The following is a 19,586-nucleotide window of genomic DNA, read 5'->3' as shown; positions in this document are numbered from 1 at the left end:
CAAAACAAACGTGTATAATTATTTTCCGTGAGTAGTCATTTATGACCACTTTCTCTGCTCTTTCAAAAAGAAGGAGCCTAAGTCCATAGGGAGGTGAAATCAATGGAAAATGCGAAATATGAAATCTTATATATTATTCGACCAAACATTGATGAAGAAGCAAAAACTGTATTAATCGACCGTTTCAATTCAATCTTAACAGATAACGGAGCTGAAGTTATCGAGTCAAAAGATTGGGAAAAACGCCGTCTAGCGTATGAAATTAACGGATTCCGTGAAGGTATTTATCACATCGTTAAAGTTTCTGCTCCATCAAACGCAAGTGCAATCAATGAATTTGATCGTCTTGCTAAAATCAACGACGATATCGTTCGTCACATGATTGTCAGAGAAGAAGCATAAAATTGTTTCATGTGAAACAAAACGATGAGAGGATGATCAGTTTTGATTAATAATGTTGTATTAGTAGGTAGATTAACCAAAGACCCTGATTTGCGTTATACTTCAAGTGGCACGGCAGTAGCAACTTTTACTCTTGCAGTAAACCGTAATTTTTCAAGCCAAAATGGTGAGAAAGAAACAGACTTCATTAATTGTGTGATCTGGCGGAAATCTGCAGAGATTTTAGCGAACTATGCTAAAAAAGGTTCTCTGATTGGTGTAACAGGTCGTATTCAAACAAGAAATTACGAAAATCAACAAGGTCAAAGAGTCTATGTTACAGAAGTCGTAGCAGAAAACTTCCAGTTATTAGAATCTCGCGCAGCCAATGAACAACGTCGTTCAGCACCTAGTGAAGATTTTAGTCAAAATCAACCGAGCTTTGGAAACAGTAACAATCAAAACCAATCGAATCAAAAAACAACCGGAATGCCGAATTTTGATCGAGACACATCAGATCCATTTGGTGGCTCGTCAATTGACATTTCAGACGATGATTTACCATTCTAAGAAATTGATAGGAGGGAAATAAGGATGGCACAACAAAGAAGAGGCGGGCGCAAACGTCGTAAAGTCGACTATCTTGCAGCAAACCATATCGAACATGTCGATTATAAAGACATTGAACTATTAAAAAGATTTATTTCTGAGCGTGGAAAAATTTTACCACGTCGTGTAACAGGTACAGGAGCGAAAAACCAACGCAAATTAACTGTTGCAATTAAACGTGCACGTATTATGGGATTACTTCCATTCGTAGGCGAAGAAAATTAATCACGAAGATCTCACAATAGGTGAGGTCTTTTTTTGTTTCACGTGAAACAAAAAAAGACAGTATCCCAGAATTCATAAAAATGTGCTAAAATGAATGTATTCTTTCTTTATAAAATAAAAAAGCTAGAAGATATCGTTGGTCATCTGACTGAAAATGGAGAGCTAAATGAAGGTTTTTTCCTTCTGAAATATAAAGTATACATGAATGATAGAATAGGAGCGATAATATGCGAGTTATTTTTTTAGAAGATGTTAAAGGAAAAGGCAAAAAAGGGGACGTAAAAGAAGTTCCAACAGGCTATGCGCAAAATTATTTAATTAAAAATAAATTAGCGGTTGAAGCGACAAAAGAAAGTTTAGCTCAAGTAGCGGGTCAAAATAAAGCAAAAGCGAAACAAGAAGCTGAAATTTTAAAAGAAGCTCAAGTTTTGAAAGAAATGTTAGAAAAAGAAGGAACGGTTGTTGAAATTAAAGCAAAAGCGGGGGAAGACAGTCGCTTATTTGGTTCAATTCCGTCGAAACAAATTGCCGATGCTTTGCAAAAACAATATCAAATTAAAATTGATAAACGCAAATTAGATTTAAAACAACCAATTCGTAGTTTAGGTTATACGAAAGTACCAGCTAAATTGCATCATGAAGTAACGGCGATTATTAACGTTCATGTGGTACAAGGGTAACAATCGACGAGATACGAAGAGGGCGATAAATTTCCTGCTCTTTTAAGGGAATAAAATCGCTTTTTCTTTGTCATCCGTATTTATTTGCCGCAATCCTCGACAGTAAAGAAATAGTAGCAAGGAAATTAGGAGAGAAAAGCATGAATGAAGTTTGGCAAGATAAGATTCCACCACAAGATATTGAAGCAGAACAAGCCGTATTAGGTGCCATTTTTCTTGATAGTGATACATTAATTGATGCGATGGAAATTGTTACTCCGCGCTCTTTTTATCGTAGAAGTCATCAAATTATTTTTCAAAGCATGATTCAATTAAGCAATCGGGGAGAAGCCATCGATTTAGTGACGCTAAAAGCAGAAATTGAGAAAAGTAATGCTTTGGAAGATATTGGTGGCATTAGCTATCTGAGTGAGTTGAGTCAATCAACACCTTCTTCTGCGAGTGTTAGTTATTATGCTAAAATCGTTGATGATAAGTCTCTTTTACGTCAGTTAATCCAAACGGCTAATCAGATTGTGGTGAAAAGTTTTGAACAAGGAGAAGAAGTTCAAGCGATTGTTGATGAAGCAGAGCGTAGTATTTTAGAAGTATCTGAAAAACGGAACAGTACGGGTTTTCAGTCCATTGCAGATGTGTTGAATCAATCAATAGAAACAATCGATCGGTTAGCACAAAATAATGAAGAAATTACAGGTCTACCTACTGGTTATCAGGCACTCGATAAAATGACAGCGGGGTTACAAAAAGAAGAGTTGATTATTTTAGCAGCGCGTCCGGCCGTAGGTAAGACGGCCTTTGCACTGAATATTGCACAAAACGTTGGCACAAAAACAGATAAAACGGTTGCGATATTCAGTCTAGAAATGGGTGCGGAATCTTTAGTGAATCGGATGCTTTGTGCGGAAGGTTCAATTGAAGCAAGCCATCTAAGAACGGGCCAATTGAACGAAGAAGAATGGCGTAATTTAATTGTTGCGATGGGGAGTTTATCGCGTGCAAGTATTTATATTGATGATACACCGGGGATTAAAATTTCAGAAATCCGTGCTAGATGTCGGAAATTAGCACAAGAAACAGGCAATCTAGGGCTTATTTTAATTGATTACTTACAATTGATTGAAGGAACGGGACGCGAAAACCGCCAACAAGAAGTCTCTGAAATTTCTCGGCAGTTAAAAACGTTAGCCAAAGAACTAAAAGTTCCTGTAATTGCTTTGTCCCAATTATCGCGTGGTGTTGAACAACGTCAAGATAAGCGCCCAGTCTTAAGTGATATCCGAGAATCGGGTTCGATTGAGCAAGATGCGGATATTGTTGCATTTTTATATCGTGACGATTATTATCAACGCGAAGGTGATGAAGAAGAAGAGGAACAAAGTAATAATAATGTGATTGAAGTGATTATTGAGAAAAACCGGAGTGGAGCACGTGGAACGGTTGAGTTACTCTTTATTAAAGAGTACAACAAGTTTTCTTCTTTATCTCCTCGTGATGACTATTCTTAAGCACTGAATAAAGGTAAGAAGCAAGTGAGTTCATCGTATGTTGATGTGATGGATATAAATAGTAAGCAAAAACCCATTGAAGTGACGACTTCAATGGGTTTTTATTAGGCATATAAGGCTGCGACACGTTGTTGAACATCTTTATTTTCCAAAAATTCATCATATGTTGTATCAGCACGATCGACTACGCCGTTATCTGAAACCATAATAATACGGTTCGCAATCGTTTGGATAAATTGATGGTCATGAGAAGCGAATAAAATCGAACCTGAGAATGCAATTAAGCCATCATTTAGGGCAGTAATCGATTCTAAGTCTAAGTGATTCGTTGGATCATCTAAAACAAGGACATTCGCTTTTGATAACATGTTTTTAGATAACATACAACGAACTTTTTCTCCCCCAGACAATACATTAACTTTCTTCAAGACTTCATCACCAGAAAACAACATACGACCTAAGAAACTGCGTAAGAACGTATTGTCGTCTTCTTCTTTATTTGCGTACTGACGTAACCAATCGACAATCGTCAAGTCATTATCAAATTCAGCACTTGGATCTTTCGGTAAATAGGTTTGACTGGTTGTGACACCCCAACGAATAGTACCGGAGTCGGGAGTGATTTCACCCATGAGTACTTTAAATAAGGTTGTTGTCGTAATGTCATCATTTGCTAAGAAAGCAACTTTGTCATCTTTGTTCAACGTAAAGCTGATGTTGTCTAAGATTTTTTTGCCTTCAATTGTCACACTTAGATTATCGACTTGGAGTAAGTCATTGCCGATTTCTCTTTCCGGTTTAAAGCCAACGAACGGGTAACGTCTGGACGAAGGTTTTATATCATCTAAGGTAATTTTGTCTAAGGTTTTTTTACGAGACGTTGCTTGTTTTGATTTTGAAGCGTTAGCGCTAAAACGAGCAATAAATTCTTGTAATTCTTTGATTTGATCTTCTTTTTTAGCATTTTGTTGTGATTGTAATTTTTGCGCTAATTGACTGGATTCTAACCAAAAGTCATAGTTACCAGCAAATAGTTGAATTTTTCCAAAATCTAAGTCCGCCATGTGCGTACATACTTTGTTTAAGAAGTAACGGTCATGGGAAACGACGATAACGGTATTCTCAAAGTTAATTAAAAATTCTTCTAACCAAGCGATTGATTGGATATCAAGGCCGTTAGTCGGCTCATCGAGTAATAGCACATCGGGTTTACCAAAGAGCGCTTGCGCTAAGAGAACTTTAATTTTTTGGCCCGCATTTAATTCTTTCATTTGAAGATGGTGTAAATGTTCAGGAATATTTAATCCTTGTAATAAGACTGCAGCTTCTGGTTCTGCTTCCCAACCATCGAGTTCGGCAAATTCGCCTTCTAGTTCTGCGGCACGCAGACCATCGGCATCACTAAAATCTTCTTTCATATAAATAGCATCTTTTTCTTTCATGACATTATAGAGCGTTTTATGCCCCATAATTACGGTTTCCATTACACTATAGTCATCATAATTATAATGGTCTTGTTTTAATACCGTTAAACGTTCATCTGGACCAAGAATCACGTTCCCGGTTGAAGGTTGAATTTCTCCAGATAAAATTTTTAAAAAAGTTGACTTACCAGCACCATTTGCACCAATCAAACCGTAACAGTTTCCAGGGATAAATTTAATATTTACATCATCAAAAAGTTTGCGATCTGAAAAATGCAAACTAACATCACTTACTGTAATCAATTTTTTTCCTCACTTTAATTTTTATTGCCTTTTCATTGCCAAAGGTCTCTTTGCATTATAGTAGTAATAGTTGAAACTTTCAAGTAAATGACGGAAAGATACTTGAATTTACTTAAGAATTCGGACTACCTAAAAAAAGAATGCGATTTCTAGAAATTATGATATGATAGAAGAAAATGATGGAAAGTCAAAAAGGAGTGTTAGAAAATCATGGATTGGTTGATGGGATTACTGCCTTGGCAGCAAGCATTAGTAGGGACGGGGTTTACTTATTTGATGACGGCTGCGGGAGCGGGGTTAGTTTTTTTATTTCGTACGTTAAATCGGAATGTCTTAAGCCTCATGTTAGGTTTTGCTTCTGGCGTCATGATCGCAGCGAGTTTTTGGTCGTTGTTAGATCCAGCCATTGTGCAGGCTGAGCAAAATGGCGATATTGCTTGGTTAGTGGTGGCGATTGGTTTTGGGTTAGGCGGTTTGTTCTTATATGCGGCAGATAAAATTTTACCACATATTCATTTTGGCTCAAATCATGAAGAAGAAGGAATCCCGAGTCACTTTAAACGAACCATTCTATTGGTTTTCTCGATTACGCTACATAATATTCCTGAAGGATTAGCTGTAGGAGTAGCATTTGGAGCTGCAGCGAGTGCGGATGATCCACGCGTAGCCGTTTTCGGAGCGGTAGCACTCGCAATTGGTGTGGGTATTCAAAATTTCCCAGAAGGCGCAGCGGTTTCAATTCCTTTACAACAAGAAGGACTTAGTCGAGGAAAAGCATTCTTTCATGGACAAGCTTCAGGACTAGTTGAACCGATTGCAGGAGTATTGGGTGCGCTACTAGTGACACAAATGACATCTATTTTACCGTATGCCTTGGCGTTTGCGGCAGGCGCGATGATTTATGTGGTAGTCGAAGAGTTGATCCCGGAAGCGCGAATTTCAACTGAAGGACACCGTCACTTTGGTGTTTTTGGCACGATGCTCGGTTTTATCGTGATGATGATTTTGGATGTCGCATTAGGGTAATCCAAAAACGACAAGTATGATTCTGAACGGAATCATACTTGTCGTTTTTTATTTTAAGAACGGACTTGTCCATTACCGTAAACAATATATTTTGTGGAAGTAAGTTCATTCAAGCCCATCGGTCCTCTGGCATGAAGTTTCTGCGTCGAAATACCAATTTCTGCTCCAAAGCCAAACATAAAGCCATCGGTAAAGCGTGTGGAAGCATTGACGTAAACGGCTGCTGCATCGACTTCATTTAAAAAGCGTTGGGAAGCAAAGTAGTTATTAGTAATAATCGCTTCAGAGTGTCTAGTGCTGTATTGATTAATATGATTCAGTGCTTCATCTAACGAAGACACGACTTTGATTGCTAAGATTAACTCTAAATATTCTGTTTCAAAATCTTCTTGTGTCGCAAGTGTCGCGTTCGTTAAATACGTGAGGGCTTTTTCATCGCCTCGTAAGGCCACATTTTCTGCTAGTAAGACTGTTTCAATAGCCGGTAAAAAAGTAGGAGCAATCGCTTCATGGACTAAAATCGTTTCGATGGCATTACAAACAGAAGGTCGTTGGACTTTCGCATTTACTACGATATTTAAAGCCATTTGTAAATCAATATCGGAATCAATGTAAATATGATTATTGCCTGTTCCTGTTTCAATGACGGGGACAGTCGCATTTTCTTTGACGCGACGAATTAAATTCGCTCCTCCACGAGGAATGAGTACGTCTAAATAGTCATTTAAACGCATAAATTCATTGGCAACTTCATAAGAAGAATCAGTAATGAGTTGGATAGCGTACGGCGAGAAATCATTTTCTATCAAGGAGTCTTGCAGAATAGCCACTAATTTTTGGTTCGAATGAATGGCTTCTTTTCCTCCGCGTAGAATCACACTATTTCCTGATTTAAAACAAAGGCTCGCAGCATCGGTTGTGACATTTGGACGTGATTCATAAATAATTCCGATCACACCTAAGGGTACGCGTTGTTGCCCAATCATTAAACCATCAACGGTTTTCCACATTTTGTCAACTTCACCAATCGGATCAGGCAATGTCGCGATTTGACGAATCCCGGCGGACATATCCATAATACGTTGTTTAGTTAAACGCAAGCGGTCTTGCATCGTGTCACTAATCCCATAATCAGCAGCCCGTGATAAGTCTTTTTCATTCGCCTCTAAAATGGCTGGAATATGTTCTTCTAACGCAGTTGCCATTTTTTCAAGTAAATCATTTTTTCGACTCGTTTCAAGTAAGGCAAGTTGTGAACTTGCGCTTTTTGCTTGTTTCCCTAATTGGATTAAATCGGTCATTTTATTTTTCCCCCTTTTTAAAGAGTGTGCCAATTTCATCCCCATTTAAAATATTAAAAATAATTTTTGGTTGTTTTCCATTGGCGAGCACCATTGCACGATTGATATCAAAAATACGTTGCGCGGCTTTTAATTTACTATTCATTCCACCTGTACCAAAAATACTACCCGATCCACCGGCTTTTTCCATGATTTCTTGTGTAATCGCGGGAACATGTGGATAAAGGACGGCATCCGGATTAGTGGAAGGATTATCAGAATAAAAGCCATCAATGTCAGATAACATGATTAAGACATCGGCATAGATCAGTTGCGCAACAATAGCAGAGAGTTGATCATTATCACCAAACTTCGTTGAATGATCTAATTCATCAACAGCGACTGTATCGTTTTCGTTAATAATGGGGATGATTCCCATGGCAAGCAGTTGTTCAAGTGTGTTGATAACGTTTTGGCGACTTTCAGGAAATTCGATGACGTCCCGAGTTAAGAGAATCTGGGCCGTTTGTTGGCTGTAGCTGATGAAGCGATGGTTATAAATATTCATTAAGGCCGCTTGCCCCACAGCCGCGACCGCTTGTTGTTCGGGAATAGAAGTTGGCCGTTTTGACAAGTTTAATTGGTGCATCCCAACGCCAACAGCGCCGGAAGAGACTAAAATAATTTCTTTTCCTTTATTTCTTAAGTCGGTTAGCACAAAAGCTAATTCATCAATGGCAGCTAAGTTAATCATGCCATTAGGATGAATTAAAGAGCTGGTTCCGACTTTGATGACGATTCGTTTAGCAGATTGTAACGATTGACGCATTTCTTCACCTCATACGAATTTGATAGTAAAATCCTTTTTCCTATTGTACTCGTAATTTATCATTTCGTCATGTTTTATTCATCTCACTTTCAAATTATCTAAATATTAGTAAAAATTTAGACTATTTGAAGGGATTGTCTAAATTCGAACGAAGTTATGGTAAAATAAGGAGTACTATTTTATTGGAGGAAAGACATGAAAAAACGTGGATTTGAAGTGGTTACCGCTTATCAAAATAAAGAAATTGAAGTACCAAAAAGAGCAACGCATCAAGCAGCTGGATATGATTTTGCAGCTGCTGAAGATATGGTGATTCCCAGTATTTGGAAACAATGGTTTAGTCGACGCATTGGCGCGGAACAAAAAATAGAAAAAGCTATCAAACCCGTTCTCGTTCCTACGGGAATTAAAGCGTATATGGGAGAAGAAGAATTCTTGCAATTAGCCAATCGATCAAGTAATCCTTTGAAACGCTTCTTGGTTTTAAGTAATGGTGTAGGCGTGATTGATAGTGATTACTACAATAACCCCGCAAATGAAGGACATATTATGTTTCAATTTACGAACGTTGGTCTAAAAGATGTCCAAATTAAAAAAGGAGAGAAAATTGGTCAAGGCATTTTCTTACCATTTTTAAAAGCCGATCAAGATGAGAGTCTTGGTGAACGGACAGGCGGATTTGGCTCATCTAATCAAGAATAGGAGGAGTCAATTTGTCAAAAAAAGTAAAGACGCAATTTGAGTGTCAACATTGCGGCTATATCTCTCCTCGTTATTTGGGGAAATGTCCGCAATGTAACAGTTGGAACTCTTTGGTAGAGGAAAAAGTTGAAAATAAAAGTGATCGTCGGAGCCGGACTACGTTAACGGGACAAAAAATGCAACCGATGAAGCTAAACGAAGTGGTTCCTCGCAAAGAACCACGAGTGAAGACAAAAATGGAAGAACTTAATCGGGTTCTAGGTGGCGGCGTCGTTCCAGGATCAATGGTGCTACTTGGCGGTGATCCTGGAATTGGGAAGTCGACACTCTTGCTTCAAGTTTCACAACAGTTGGCGGAAACGGGAGGCACGGTTTTGTATGTTTCGGGAGAGGAAAGTGCGGAACAAATCAAAATGCGGGCGGAGCGTTTGGGCGCGATTAAGGATGAATTTTATTTGTATGGTGAAACGGATATGCATGATATTCGACAAGCGATTGAGAACATTCAACCGAATTACGTGGTGATTGATTCGATCCAAACGATGACCCAACCGGATATTACGAGTGCGGCAGGCAGTGTCAGTCAAGTACGCGAAACAACGGCGGAACTATTAAAAATTGCAAAAACCAATGGCATTGCTATTTTTATTGTAGGTCATGTCACCAAAGAAGGGTCTATTGCCGGACCTCGGATGCTCGAGCATATGGTGGATACCGTTTTGTATTTTGAAGGGGAACAGCATCAAAACTTTCGGATTTTACGAGCCGTTAAAAATCGTTTTGGTTCGACAAATGAGATTGGTATTTTTGAAATGCACGGCGGTGGTTTAGTCGAAGTTTCGAATCCTTCCCAAGTCTTTCTAGAAGAACGATTAGCAGGTGCAACTGGCTCGGCGATTGTCGTCGCAATGGAAGGCACAAGGCCCATTTTAGTTGAAATTCAGGCTTTGATTACACCTACCATGTTTGGTAATGCCAAGCGGACCACGACCGGGCTCGATTTTAATCGCGTATCGCTGATTATGGCAGTGCTCGAAAAACGAGCGGGCTTATTATTACAAAATCAAGATGCTTATTTAAAAGCTGCTGGTGGTGTGAAATTGAATGAGCCGGCAATCGATTTAGCTACCGCGATTAGTATTGCTTCGAGCTATAAAGAAAAAGGGACGAGTGCGACCGAATGTTTTATTGGAGAAATCGGTTTGACGGGAGAAATCCGGCGCGTGACTTCAATCGAACAACGCGTCAAAGAAGTTCAAAAATTAGGGTTTAAGAAAGTCTATTTGCCTAAAAACAATCTCGCAAGTTGGAAACCACCTAAAGATATTGAAGTGGTTGGGGTGGCAACATTAGAAGAAGCCTTAAGAAAAGTATTTAAATAGTCATGGTATACTCGTCTAAAGAGCAAGCAAAGAAAGCGAACACACTCTCTTGCTCTTTAGCGTTAGTTATAAAGATAAAATAAAATTATAGGAGGTTTGAGTATGCAAAAACGCGTCATTCGTGCCTTGCTGATTGTAGCAGGAGCGAGTTTAGGGATTTCATTACTACCAACGGCATGGTTAGCTTTAGGTTATGCCCAAAATGAATGGCTGAATAATACGATAACGAATAGTATCATCGGTGCACTTATTTCTTTTTTATTTTCTCTACTCGTCGTTAACTATATTACAGCCAGTATTAACAAAATTGAAAAAAGACTAAGTGAGTTAAGTCTGACTTACTTATTATTTGGAGTAATCGGTTCTATTATCGGGCTAGTCTTAGCGGTCACCTTGTCTATTCCTTTCTTTGCCTGGAAAGTACCATTTATTAATGGCGTCATTCCGGTCGTTTTGATGTTGTTGTTTGGTTATTTAGGTTTTCAAGTGGGAACGACTCGGATGGAAGAGTGGCTCAAGATTTTCACGACAAAGAACAAAAAAGCGGAACAAGATGTCGATCATCAGATGTTGGATCGCAAAGTGGATGATCATTTTCGCAAGTACAAAATTTTAGATACGAGTGTCATTATTGATGGTCGGATTTATGATATCGCGAAAACAGGTTTTTTAGAAGGAACACTGTTAATTCCGAATTTCGTTTTATATGAACTACAATACATTGCTGATTCTGGCGATAACTTAAAACGGGTACGTGGCCGTCGAGGGTTAGATATTTTAAATGCACTGCAAAAAGAAGAAGGCATTACCGTGGAAATGTATGAAGGTGATTTTGAAGAGATTACGGAAGTCGATAGTAAGTTATTAAAACTAGCGAAACTACTTGATGGCGTCGTGGTCACGAACGATTACAATTTAAATAAAGTAGCCGAATTCCAAAATGTTCCGGTCTTAAATATTAATGTCTTAGCGAACGCAGTGAAACCGGTCGTGATTCCGGGCGAAACGATGGAAGTCGTCGTTGTCAAAGCGGGAACGGAAAGACAACAAGGAGTCGCTTATTTAGATGATGGGACGATGATTGTGGTAGAAGACGGGCAACATTACATGAATGAACAAATTCAAGTAATCGTCACAAGTGCTCTCCAAACAGCCGCAGGGCGGATGATTTTTGCTCGTCCCGCGCACTCTAGACGGGGAATAACGAATCCGAGCGAAGAGAGTAAATAACAAGAAGCGGTTATTTGAAGGATAAAATAGCGCTCAAAACGCCTAATCTCGCGTGGAATTCTAGTCTTGTGCCTTTACTAATGGCCAGATAAAATGTACAATTCAGTCAAGTAGTGATCAATCAAACGTATCACACAAATTGTTAGACAAAGGATGAAGAAAATGAAAAAAATTCGTGTGCGTTACGCACCAAGTCCAACGGGACACTTACATATTGGTAATGCTCGGACAGCTCTATTTAATTATTTATTTGCTCGTCATCATGGTGGAGAGTTTATTATTCGCATTGAAGATACAGATTTAAAACGCAATATTGACGAAGGTGAAAAAAGCCAATTAGAAAACTTAGCATGGTTAGGTATTGAGTGGGATGAATCACCGGAAAAACCTGGCAAGTACGCACCTTACCGTCAATCTGAGCGTAAGGAAATTTATCAACCACTGATTGATCAACTATTAGCGAGTAACCGTGCCTATAAATGTTACTGTACGGAAGAAGAATTAGAAGAAGAACGCGAAGCACAACGTAGCCGCGGCGAAATTCCTCGTTACAGTGGTACTTGCAGCCAGTTGTCAGTCGAAGAACAAATGGCAAAAGAAGCAGAAGGCATTCAGCCTGTTGTTCGTTTCCGCGTACCAAGAAACGCAGAATACCGTTTTGATGATCTTGTAAAAGGTGAAATTGTTTTTGAATCGGATAATGTCGGTGGTGATTTTGTCATCTTAAAACGTGACGGCATGCCAACATACAATTTTGCAGTAACAGTGGACGATCATGAAATGCAAATTACACACGTTTTACGTGGCGATGATCATATTGCCAATACGCCAAAACAAATGATGATTTATGAAGCATTTGGGTGGGATTATCCCCAATTTGGTCATATGACGTTAATTATTAACTCAGAAACAGGTAAAAAACTAAGTAAACGTGATGGTGGGATTTTACAATTCATCGAACAATACCGTGAACTAGGTTACTTACCAGAAGCGATGTTTAACTTCATTACGTTACTAGGTTGGTCGCCAGTTGGTGAAGAAGAAATTTTCTCACCTGCGCAATTAATTGAAATGTTTGACGCTAATCGCCTCAGCAAATCACCAGCTGCTTTTGATGCGAAGAAATTAGAATGGATTAACAATCATTATATTAAACAAATGGATCTTGAAGACTTAACGAAGATGGCGATTCCTTATCTCGTTACTGAAGGTCGTTTGGAAGCAGAATTAAGTCCAGAACGTTTTGCTTGGATTCAAAAAATTGTGGCGTTGTACCAACCACAAATGAGTTTTGCAGCTGAGATTGTTGAATTATCAAACTTATTCTTTACGGATCATCCTGTGCTAGATGAGGCGGCGAAAGAAGTGTTAGCAGGTGAGAGTGTTCCTGTGGTTTTAGAAGCGTTTAAAGCGCAATTAGAAACGATGGAAGTCGTGGATGCACCAACAGTGAAGGCAGCGATTAAAGCCGTTCAAAAAGAAACAGGCATTAAAGGGAAAAACTTATTTATGCCGATTCGTGTGGCTGTTTCTGGTCAAACGCATGGTCCAGAATTACCGGATACGGTAGAATTACTTGGTCGTGAAAAAGCATTAGCTCATTTAAATCAAGTTTTATAAAAAAACACAACGAACAGACGAAGTACTCTTATCTTTTTTTCAGAAAGATTGCGGTTGATGGAAGCAATTAAAAAGACGGAGGAAATGCACCTGGGAGTGGCTTTGATGAAAATCAAAGACGAGAAAGTGCACGTTACGCATTTGGAAGGCAGAAAAACATTCTGTGAACAAAAGTGGAACCACGCAACGATTGCGTCTTTTAAATAAGGAAACTTATTTGAAAGGCGTTTTTTTGATTTCAACTGTTGGAAGGAGTAAAGAAAAATGATTCGAATTTATAATACCTTAAGCCGTCAAAAAGAAGTGTTTCAACCTATCGAAGAAGGAAAAGTCCGGATGTATGTTTGTGGGCCAACTGTTTATAACTATATTCACGTGGGGAATGGCCGAAGTACCGTGGCATTTGATACCATTCGACGTTATTTAGAGTATCGGGGATATGCGGTTCATTATGTATCGAATGTGACCGATGTTGACGATAAAATTATTCGTGTGGCAAAAGAATTAGGGATGACTGCGCCAGAAGTAGCCAACAAATTTATTACGGCTTTCACGGAAGACTCGACCGCGTTACAAGTTAAACCAGCTGATTTGCAACCAAGAGTGATGGATCATATTCCGGATATCCTCTCTTTTATCGCTGTTTTAATTGAAAAAGGATATGCTTATGCGGTAGATGGCGATGTTTATTATCGGACGCGCAAGTTTCATCACTATGGTCAATTAAGTGATCAATCGATTGATGAATTAGAAGTTGGTGCAAGCCAACGAACAGGCGATGAACAACAAATCAAAGAAGATCCGCTAGATTTTGCATTGTGGAAAAAAACGAATGATGGCGGGATTACTTGGGATTCTCCTTGGGGCGTCGGTCGACCAGGATGGCATATCGAATGTTCCGTAATGGCGACAAAGCATTTAGGTGAGACGATTGATATTCATGGCGGCGGACAAGATTTAGCTTTTCCGCATCATGAAAATGAGATTGCCCAAAGTGAAGCGAAAACAGGCAAAACGTTTGCTAATTATTGGATGCATAATGGCTTTGTGACAATTGGTGAAATTGATGAAAAAATGAGTAAATCACTCGGGAATTTTGTGACCGTTCATGAACTTGTTCAACAACACGATCCACAAATTTTACGTTTCTTTTTAGCGGCGACGCATTACCGTCGACCGTTGCGCTTTAGCCAGACTTCTTTTAAAGAAGCAGAAACGAATTTAGCTCGTTTACGCACGACGTATGAAAATGCGCGTTTTCGCTTAAAAGATGCGGTGGAATCATTAGCCGATGACGAAACTTTTTTAGCGCAATGGGAACAATTAATTGCACTGTTTATTCAAGAGATGGATGATGACTTTAATGCTGCAAATGGGATAACAGTGATTTATGAGATGGCGAAAAAAATTAATGTTTATAGCCAAAAAGAGCGTGTTTCAAGCGTCGTTTTAGAACGAGTACTCGCTGAATTTAGTGAGCTATTAACGATTTTTGGTATTTATTTTGAGCAAAAAGAATTAATCGATGATGAAATTGAAGCGTTAATCGTTGAGCGTAATCAAGCACGGCTAGCGAAAAATTTTGCGCGTAGCGATGAAATTCGTGATTTATTTAAAGAACAGGGCATTGTCTTGGAAGACACCCCCCAAGGGACCCGTTGGAGAAGAGAAAAATGAGAGATTACCGACAATTAAATGGTTTGGCGTTAGCGTATGTAGGCGACGCCGTCTATGAGACGTATATTCGTCAACATTTAGTGGCTCAAGGACAGACTAGACCTAGCCAGTTACATCGCTTGGCTACCCACTATGTCTCAGCGAAAGCCCAAGCAATGTTGATTGAAAAAATGGTCGAACAGCAAATTTTAACAGAGGAAGAAGAAGGTTTTTATCGCCGTGGCCGCAATAGTAAGAGTCAAACAAGTGCGAAGAACACGGATATTAAGACGTATCGAATGTCTACCGGCTTTGAGTCTGTTATAGGATACTTACACTTAACCGATCAAGAAGAACGCGTAGCAAGTCTCGTTAAGTGGTGTATTCAACAAGTAGAAGAAAAGAAAGAAGGGACTGGCGACGATGAATAAGAAAAAACCCCAATCATTACCGAAAAAAAGAGAATTTGAGAAACGCGATTCATTCAAGAAACAAGAAAAAAGCTCGGAAGAAATTGCCGAAAATTTCGTTTTTGGTCATCATGGTGTTACGGAAGCCTTAAAGAGTGGACGGGGCAATAAGTTATTTGTTTTAGAAGATGCCCGGGGTGATAAAATTGAACAGTTGAAATCACTGGCACAAGAATTTGCGGTTCCTGTTAAATGGGTACCAAAACAAAAACTCGACAGTATGACGCAAGACGCGGTGCATCAAGGGGTTGTTTTAGCGATTACGCCGTATGAATATTTGACGTTGAAGCAGTTATTGTCTCAGAAAAAAGAACATTCTTTTTACTTAATTTTAGATAGTTTGGAAGATCCTCATAATTTTGGTTCGATTTTACGAACGGCAGATGCCAGTGGGGTAGACGGAGTCATTATCCCAAAACATCGTTCGGTTGGCATCACACCAGTCGTCGTTAAAACGTCCACAGGAGCCGTCGAACACATCCCAATCGCTAGAGTCACAAACTTAAGCCAAGCCATTACAGAGCTTAAAGAAGCAGGTTTTTGGATCTTTGGGACGGATATGAAAGGAACTTCTTACGACAAGTGGAACACCAAAGGCTCTGTTGCCTTAATTATTGGGAATGAAGGCAAAGGCATGAGTGAGGGATTGAAAAAAGAAGTTGACGAAATGTTAACGATTCCGATGACAGGACACGTCCAAAGTCTAAATGCTTCAGTTGCTGCTAGTTTATTGATGTATGAAGTGTTTCGCCAACGCGGCTTTGAATCACTATGAAAAAGCAAATACTCATTGTTGACGGTTATAACATGATTGGTTTTTGGCCAGAATTAGTGCGTTTGAAAAACCAAGAACGATTGGAAGACGCGCGCGATTTATTACTAAAACGGTTATCTAGTTATGCCAAATATGAAGGGATCGAAGTCATTGTAGTCTTCGATGCCCAGCTGGTACCAGGAGTCACTCAAAGTTATCGTAAACATCATTTAGAAGTGATTTTTACCGAAGAAGGAACGACTGCGGATACCTATATTGAAAAAATGGCGGGAGAGTTGAATAATGTGTTGACTCAAGTCACGGTAGCGACCAGTGATCTAGCGGAGCAATGGGTCATTTTTTCTCAAGGAGCGTTAAGAGTTTCAGCTCGTGAATTGTATAAATTACTGGAAAAAAATGATAAAAATATTGAAAATCATCAAAAAGAATTAAAATTTAGTCATTTTCGCCGGAATTCTCCTTGGGATAATGAGCAACTTCTTCTTTTAAATCAAAAATTGACAGAATTAAGTCAGAAAAAGAAGAAGTAACTGGCACAGCAAAAGATGACTAACTAAATGAGAATCATGTAAGATAAAAAATGCTATGCTCCTCTTATAATCATTAGAGAGGAGCAATTTTCGTGCAGACAACGTTAATTTTAGCCGCTAAACAAGGGGATGAAGAAGCACTAGAAGCATTGTATCGACAGTACCGGCCACTCGTTTATAGTTTAAGAAAAAAATATTTTTTGCGAGAGTTAGATGAACAAGATTGGTTTCAAGAAGGTTTTATTATTTTTTATGATTGTATCCAAGCTTTCGAACCGGATTATGGAACTTCTTTAGGTGTATTATTTAAACGTTCGTTTGAAAATCGGATTCGCAGTTTAATCCGCCGAGAATTTGCTTATAAAAGAAAAACGAATATCGGGGCGGTTTCTTTTGAACAAACGATTGCAGATGGCTTTGAAGATCTTTGTGAATACACGAGCCATACGGATGATGCCTTACAACAGTTATTGCTACAGGAAGTATTTGCTGAAAGCCAGCAATTATTATCACCTCTCGAAATGAAAGCGTTATATCAGAGTATTTCGCTTACAGAAAATGACGCTTTAAAGGCGGATGCGTCATTAATGAGTGCGTATAATCGATCGAGAAGAAAAATTACCAATTATTTTTCTGAATATTTATAAATGAAAAAATTATAATGAAATTCTAATTGTAATGAAAAAGATTTTATGATAAAGTTGTAATTTTATATTAAATGTGTTATAATTGCACTCGTGAGGTGAACGTAATGCCAGCAACTTTAGCGACGATTAAACAAGATTTAGAAGATCGGATTGGGAGCAAGATTATGTTAGTTGCCCAAACTGGACGTAAGCGCCAAACCGAACGACGTGGGATTTTAACAGAAACGTATCCTTCTGTTTTTGTAGTGGATTTAGATCCAGAAGAGAACTCTTTTGAACGAGTATCATACAGTTATTCAGATGTTTTAACGAAAACTGTCGAAATTGAGTTTGTTACTGAAGCAATTTAAGGATAAAAAAAGCATTCATCAAGCTTCAGGCTGATGAATGCTTTTTTAACGCCGTTTTTTAAGGATCGTTGTTCAAAGTGATCCAAAAAGGGTTCTAGTGAAGTTTACTAGGGACGATCATTCTTTACTTTTGTTCTTTTAATAAATCACGAATTTCAGCAAGTAATTCTTCGGTGCTCGGTTTTGCGACTTCTTCTTCTTTTTCAGCAACGGGTTTAGTCGTCATTCTTTTCGCACGATTGATTGCTTTAATCATTAAAAATAAAACGAAACCAGTAATAATGAATGTGATAATGGCACTAATAATCGCACTAAAATTAAATAAAACACCATTAATCGTCACGCTCAAAATACTCAAAGCGTCATCCATCGTTTCGCCTCGATCAAGGAAGAGGGAAATAAATAATTCAATGAGAGGTGTGATTAAATTAGTGACTAAACTATTAACGATTGCGGTAAAAGCACTCCCAATTACGACGCCAACTGCTAGGTTTAAAGCATCTCCTTTGATAATAAATTCTTTAAATTCTTGGCCTAATTTTTTCATTTAAATGCTCCTTTTCCAAATGATAATCTGATTATAGCCGTTAATAACAAAAATCGAAAGTGAAAAGACTTTATTTACGCATGTTAGGCTAAGATAAATCACTCCTATGTTATAATAAAAAACAGAATCATTTAATTTATTTAAAGGAGCCTTTGTCCATGACAATACCCATTCAACCAGGAATTTCTTTAACAGTGATTCCAACTGAAAAATTTAAAACAATCCGACTTTTCATTCGATTTTCGACACCACATACACGTAAAAAAGCAACGAGTCGGACGTTATTAACAAGTCTTTTAGAAACCAATAGTTTAAACTACCCAACTCAAACAGCTTTGAGTGCAAAATTAGCAGAATTATATGGGGCGAGTTTTGGCTTAAATGTTAGCAAACGGGGCAATCTGCACCAAGTCAATGTCTCGATGACGGTCGTTAATGGCAAATATATCGAACAAGAGGATGTTTTCTCGCAAGCTGTTCAGTTTTTAAAGGAAATTCTATTTTATCCTAATATTTGCGACAATCAATTTGAACAGACGACTTTTGAGTTAGAAAAAAAGAACTTGATTGCCTATTTAGAAAGTGTTCAAGAAGATAAACAAACCTTAGCCTCGTTAAAAGTCCAAGAATTATATTTTAATAAAAATGAGGATCAAAAAACACCGAGTTTCGGTGAGGTCAGCGATTTAGAAAAACTGACTGCTAGTGATTTAAATGAGACCTATCGCCAAATGTTAGAAGAAGATTGCATTGATATCTTTGTCGTAGGCGATCTTTCGCCCGAAGTTGTTCAAAAAGAGATTGCACAACTTCCTTTTGCGCAAGGATTGCGCAAAACAACAGATATTTTCTATCGTCAACCGTTAGAAAATCAGATTCGCGAAGAACAACTGACCCAAGAGGTTTTACAAGCCAAATTAAATTTAGCCTATGCGACTAACATTTATTATGATGATAGGAAGCGGTATCCGCTAATGATTTTCAATGGCTTGTTTGGAGGATTCCCACATTCGAAACTCTTTTTGAATGTTCGAGAAAAAGCGAGTCTCGCTTACTATGCTTCCAGCAGTGTTGATACATTTCGTGGATTAATGACGGTTCAAACAGGAATTGACGGAAAAAACCGTTCGGCTACTATGGCTTTAATTGAAGCGCAGTTAGCAAGTTTGCAACGAGGAGAAATTAGTGATGAAGAGCTCGCAAAAACAAAAGCGATGTTAAAAAATCAATATCTCTTGTCTTTAGATAATCCACAATCGCTCATTGAGACCAAATACTTAGAGAATTGGTTACCGGAAACAAAACAAACGCAAAAACAGTTTTTAAATCACATCATGAGTGTCACAAAAGAAGAAGTACAAGAAGTTGCCCAGCAAGTATCTTTAGAGGCAGTCTTCTTTTTAGATGGAGAATAA

At 38.5% G+C, this 19,586-nt stretch carries 21 protein-coding genes and 1 other annotated feature; of the genes, 17 read left to right on the top strand and 4 right to left on the bottom strand.

All coding sequences use genetic code 11. From position 1 onward, the window contains the following. Window positions 1-102: 102 nt before the first annotated feature. The 5 genes from rpsF to dnaB all read left to right on the top strand — a co-directional run bounded on the left by rpsF (window position 103) and on the right by dnaB (window position 3,400). Complete coding sequence (rpsF, locus tag IGI68_RS04680) at window positions 103-402, top strand: 30S ribosomal protein S6 (protein ID WP_071874535.1); 300 nt, start codon at window positions 103-105, stop codon at window positions 400-402. A 42-nt stretch (window positions 403-444) separates the two neighbouring features. Next, window positions 445-951: a single-stranded DNA-binding protein gene (ssb, locus tag IGI68_RS04675; RefSeq protein WP_273230194.1), complete on the top strand. Its 507-nt coding sequence runs from the start codon at window positions 445-447 to the stop codon at window positions 949-951. Between the two features lie 24 nt (window positions 952-975). Then, a complete protein-coding gene (gene rpsR / locus IGI68_RS04670; RefSeq protein WP_071874537.1) occupies window positions 976-1,215 on the top strand; it encodes a 30S ribosomal protein S18 in 240 nt (79 codons plus the stop codon). Between the two features lie 227 nt (window positions 1,216-1,442). After that, window positions 1,443-1,895, top strand: a complete 453-nt coding sequence (gene rplI / locus IGI68_RS04665; RefSeq protein WP_071874538.1) for a 50S ribosomal protein L9 — start codon at window positions 1,443-1,445, stop codon at window positions 1,893-1,895. A gap of 140 nt (window positions 1,896-2,035) precedes the next feature. Further along, on the top strand, window positions 2,036-3,400 hold the full coding sequence (gene dnaB, locus IGI68_RS04660; RefSeq protein WP_071874539.1) for a replicative DNA helicase: 1,365 nt from the start codon (window positions 2,036-2,038) through the stop codon (window positions 3,398-3,400). A gap of 104 nt (window positions 3,401-3,504) precedes the next feature. Here the strand turns inward: dnaB and IGI68_RS04655 are convergent, their stop codons facing one another. Then, window positions 3,505-5,127, bottom strand: coding sequence for an ABC-F family ATP-binding cassette domain-containing protein (locus IGI68_RS04655; protein ID WP_438730882.1), 1,623 nt, complete (start codon window positions 5,125-5,127; stop codon window positions 3,505-3,507). A gap of 207 nt (window positions 5,128-5,334) precedes the next feature. Here IGI68_RS04655 and IGI68_RS04650 point away from each other — a divergent pair, with 207 nt between their 5' ends. Next, complete coding sequence (locus IGI68_RS04650) at window positions 5,335-6,153, top strand: ZIP family metal transporter (protein ID WP_438733212.1); 819 nt, start codon at window positions 5,335-5,337, stop codon at window positions 6,151-6,153. A 53-nt stretch (window positions 6,154-6,206) separates the two neighbouring features. On the opposite strand, the gene IGI68_RS04645 is transcribed toward IGI68_RS04650, so the two are convergent. Both IGI68_RS04645 and proB read right to left on the bottom strand, forming a co-directional pair. Continuing rightward, complete coding sequence (locus tag IGI68_RS04645) at window positions 6,207-7,454, bottom strand: glutamate-5-semialdehyde dehydrogenase (protein ID WP_071874542.1); 1,248 nt, start codon at window positions 7,452-7,454, stop codon at window positions 6,207-6,209. 1 nt (window position 7,455) lies between these two features. Then, window positions 7,456-8,262, bottom strand: coding sequence for a glutamate 5-kinase (gene proB / locus IGI68_RS04640; protein ID WP_071874543.1), 807 nt, complete (start codon window positions 8,260-8,262; stop codon window positions 7,456-7,458). 195 nt (window positions 8,263-8,457) lie between these two features. Here proB and IGI68_RS04635 point away from each other — a divergent pair, with 195 nt between their 5' ends. The 10 genes from IGI68_RS04635 (at window position 8,458) to IGI68_RS04590 (ending at window position 17,624) form a co-directional block, all read left to right on the top strand. Beyond that, on the top strand, window positions 8,458-8,964 hold the full coding sequence (locus IGI68_RS04635) for a dUTP diphosphatase (RefSeq protein WP_071874544.1): 507 nt from the start codon (window positions 8,458-8,460) through the stop codon (window positions 8,962-8,964). Between the two features lie 11 nt (window positions 8,965-8,975). Continuing rightward, window positions 8,976-10,346: a DNA repair protein RadA gene (radA, locus tag IGI68_RS04630; RefSeq protein WP_071874545.1), complete on the top strand. Its 1,371-nt coding sequence runs from the start codon at window positions 8,976-8,978 to the stop codon at window positions 10,344-10,346. Window positions 10,347-10,448: 102 nt separating this feature from the next. Beyond that, entirely contained in the window at window positions 10,449-11,576 is a 1,128-nt protein-coding gene (locus IGI68_RS04625) for a PIN/TRAM domain-containing protein (protein WP_071874546.1), read from the top strand. A 162-nt stretch (window positions 11,577-11,738) separates the two neighbouring features. Then, window positions 11,739-13,196 (top strand): glutamate--tRNA ligase, encoded by a 1,458-nt coding sequence (gene gltX, locus IGI68_RS04620; RefSeq protein WP_273230169.1) that lies wholly within the window; start codon window positions 11,739-11,741, stop codon window positions 13,194-13,196. Then, window positions 13,197-13,399: a binding site (T-box leader), on the top strand. 61 nt (window positions 13,400-13,460) lie between these two features. Beyond that, on the top strand, window positions 13,461-14,873 hold the full coding sequence (gene cysS, locus IGI68_RS04615; RefSeq protein WP_273230167.1) for a cysteine--tRNA ligase: 1,413 nt from the start codon (window positions 13,461-13,463) through the stop codon (window positions 14,871-14,873). Beyond that, entirely contained in the window at window positions 14,870-15,283 is a 414-nt protein-coding gene (locus IGI68_RS04610) for a Mini-ribonuclease 3 (RefSeq protein ID WP_071874549.1), read from the top strand. Before cysS ends, IGI68_RS04610 begins: the two co-directional genes overlap by 4 nt. Continuing rightward, on the top strand, window positions 15,276-16,097 hold the full coding sequence (gene rlmB / locus IGI68_RS04605) for a 23S rRNA (guanosine(2251)-2'-O)-methyltransferase RlmB (protein WP_438730874.1): 822 nt from the start codon (window positions 15,276-15,278) through the stop codon (window positions 16,095-16,097). Before IGI68_RS04610 ends, rlmB begins: the two co-directional genes overlap by 8 nt. Further along, the gene (locus IGI68_RS04600; RefSeq protein WP_273230163.1) at window positions 16,094-16,627 is read left to right on the top strand and encodes an NYN domain-containing protein; all 534 of its coding nucleotides are present in this window, start codon (window positions 16,094-16,096) and stop codon (window positions 16,625-16,627) included. Before rlmB ends, IGI68_RS04600 begins: the two co-directional genes overlap by 4 nt. A 92-nt stretch (window positions 16,628-16,719) precedes the next feature. Beyond that, a complete protein-coding gene (locus IGI68_RS04595; protein ID WP_071874552.1) occupies window positions 16,720-17,274 on the top strand; it encodes a sigma-70 family RNA polymerase sigma factor in 555 nt (184 codons plus the stop codon). Between the two features lie 104 nt (window positions 17,275-17,378). After that, the gene (locus tag IGI68_RS04590; protein ID WP_071874553.1) at window positions 17,379-17,624 is read left to right on the top strand and encodes a Veg family protein; all 246 of its coding nucleotides are present in this window, start codon (window positions 17,379-17,381) and stop codon (window positions 17,622-17,624) included. A gap of 124 nt (window positions 17,625-17,748) precedes the next feature. Here the strand turns inward: IGI68_RS04590 and mscL are convergent, their stop codons facing one another. After that, window positions 17,749-18,171 carry a large conductance mechanosensitive channel protein MscL gene (mscL, locus tag IGI68_RS04585; protein ID WP_071874554.1) on the bottom strand — a complete coding sequence of 141 codons (423 nt, stop codon included), beginning with the start codon at window positions 18,169-18,171 and terminating at the stop codon, window positions 17,749-17,751. 158 nt (window positions 18,172-18,329) lie between these two features. Here mscL and yfmF point away from each other — a divergent pair, with 158 nt between their 5' ends. Beyond that, window positions 18,330-19,586, top strand: coding sequence for an EF-P 5-aminopentanol modification-associated protein YfmF (gene yfmF, locus IGI68_RS04580; RefSeq protein ID WP_071874555.1), 1,257 nt, complete (start codon window positions 18,330-18,332; stop codon window positions 19,584-19,586).

The sequence above is a fragment of the Enterococcus sp. DIV1314a genome (assembly GCF_051713805.1).
Taxonomy (GTDB): Bacteria; Bacillota; Bacilli; order Lactobacillales; family Enterococcaceae; genus Enterococcus_I; species Enterococcus_I aquimarinus.
Note: the sequence above shows the minus strand (reverse complement) of the source record. Positions and strands in the feature narration are given on the sequence as shown.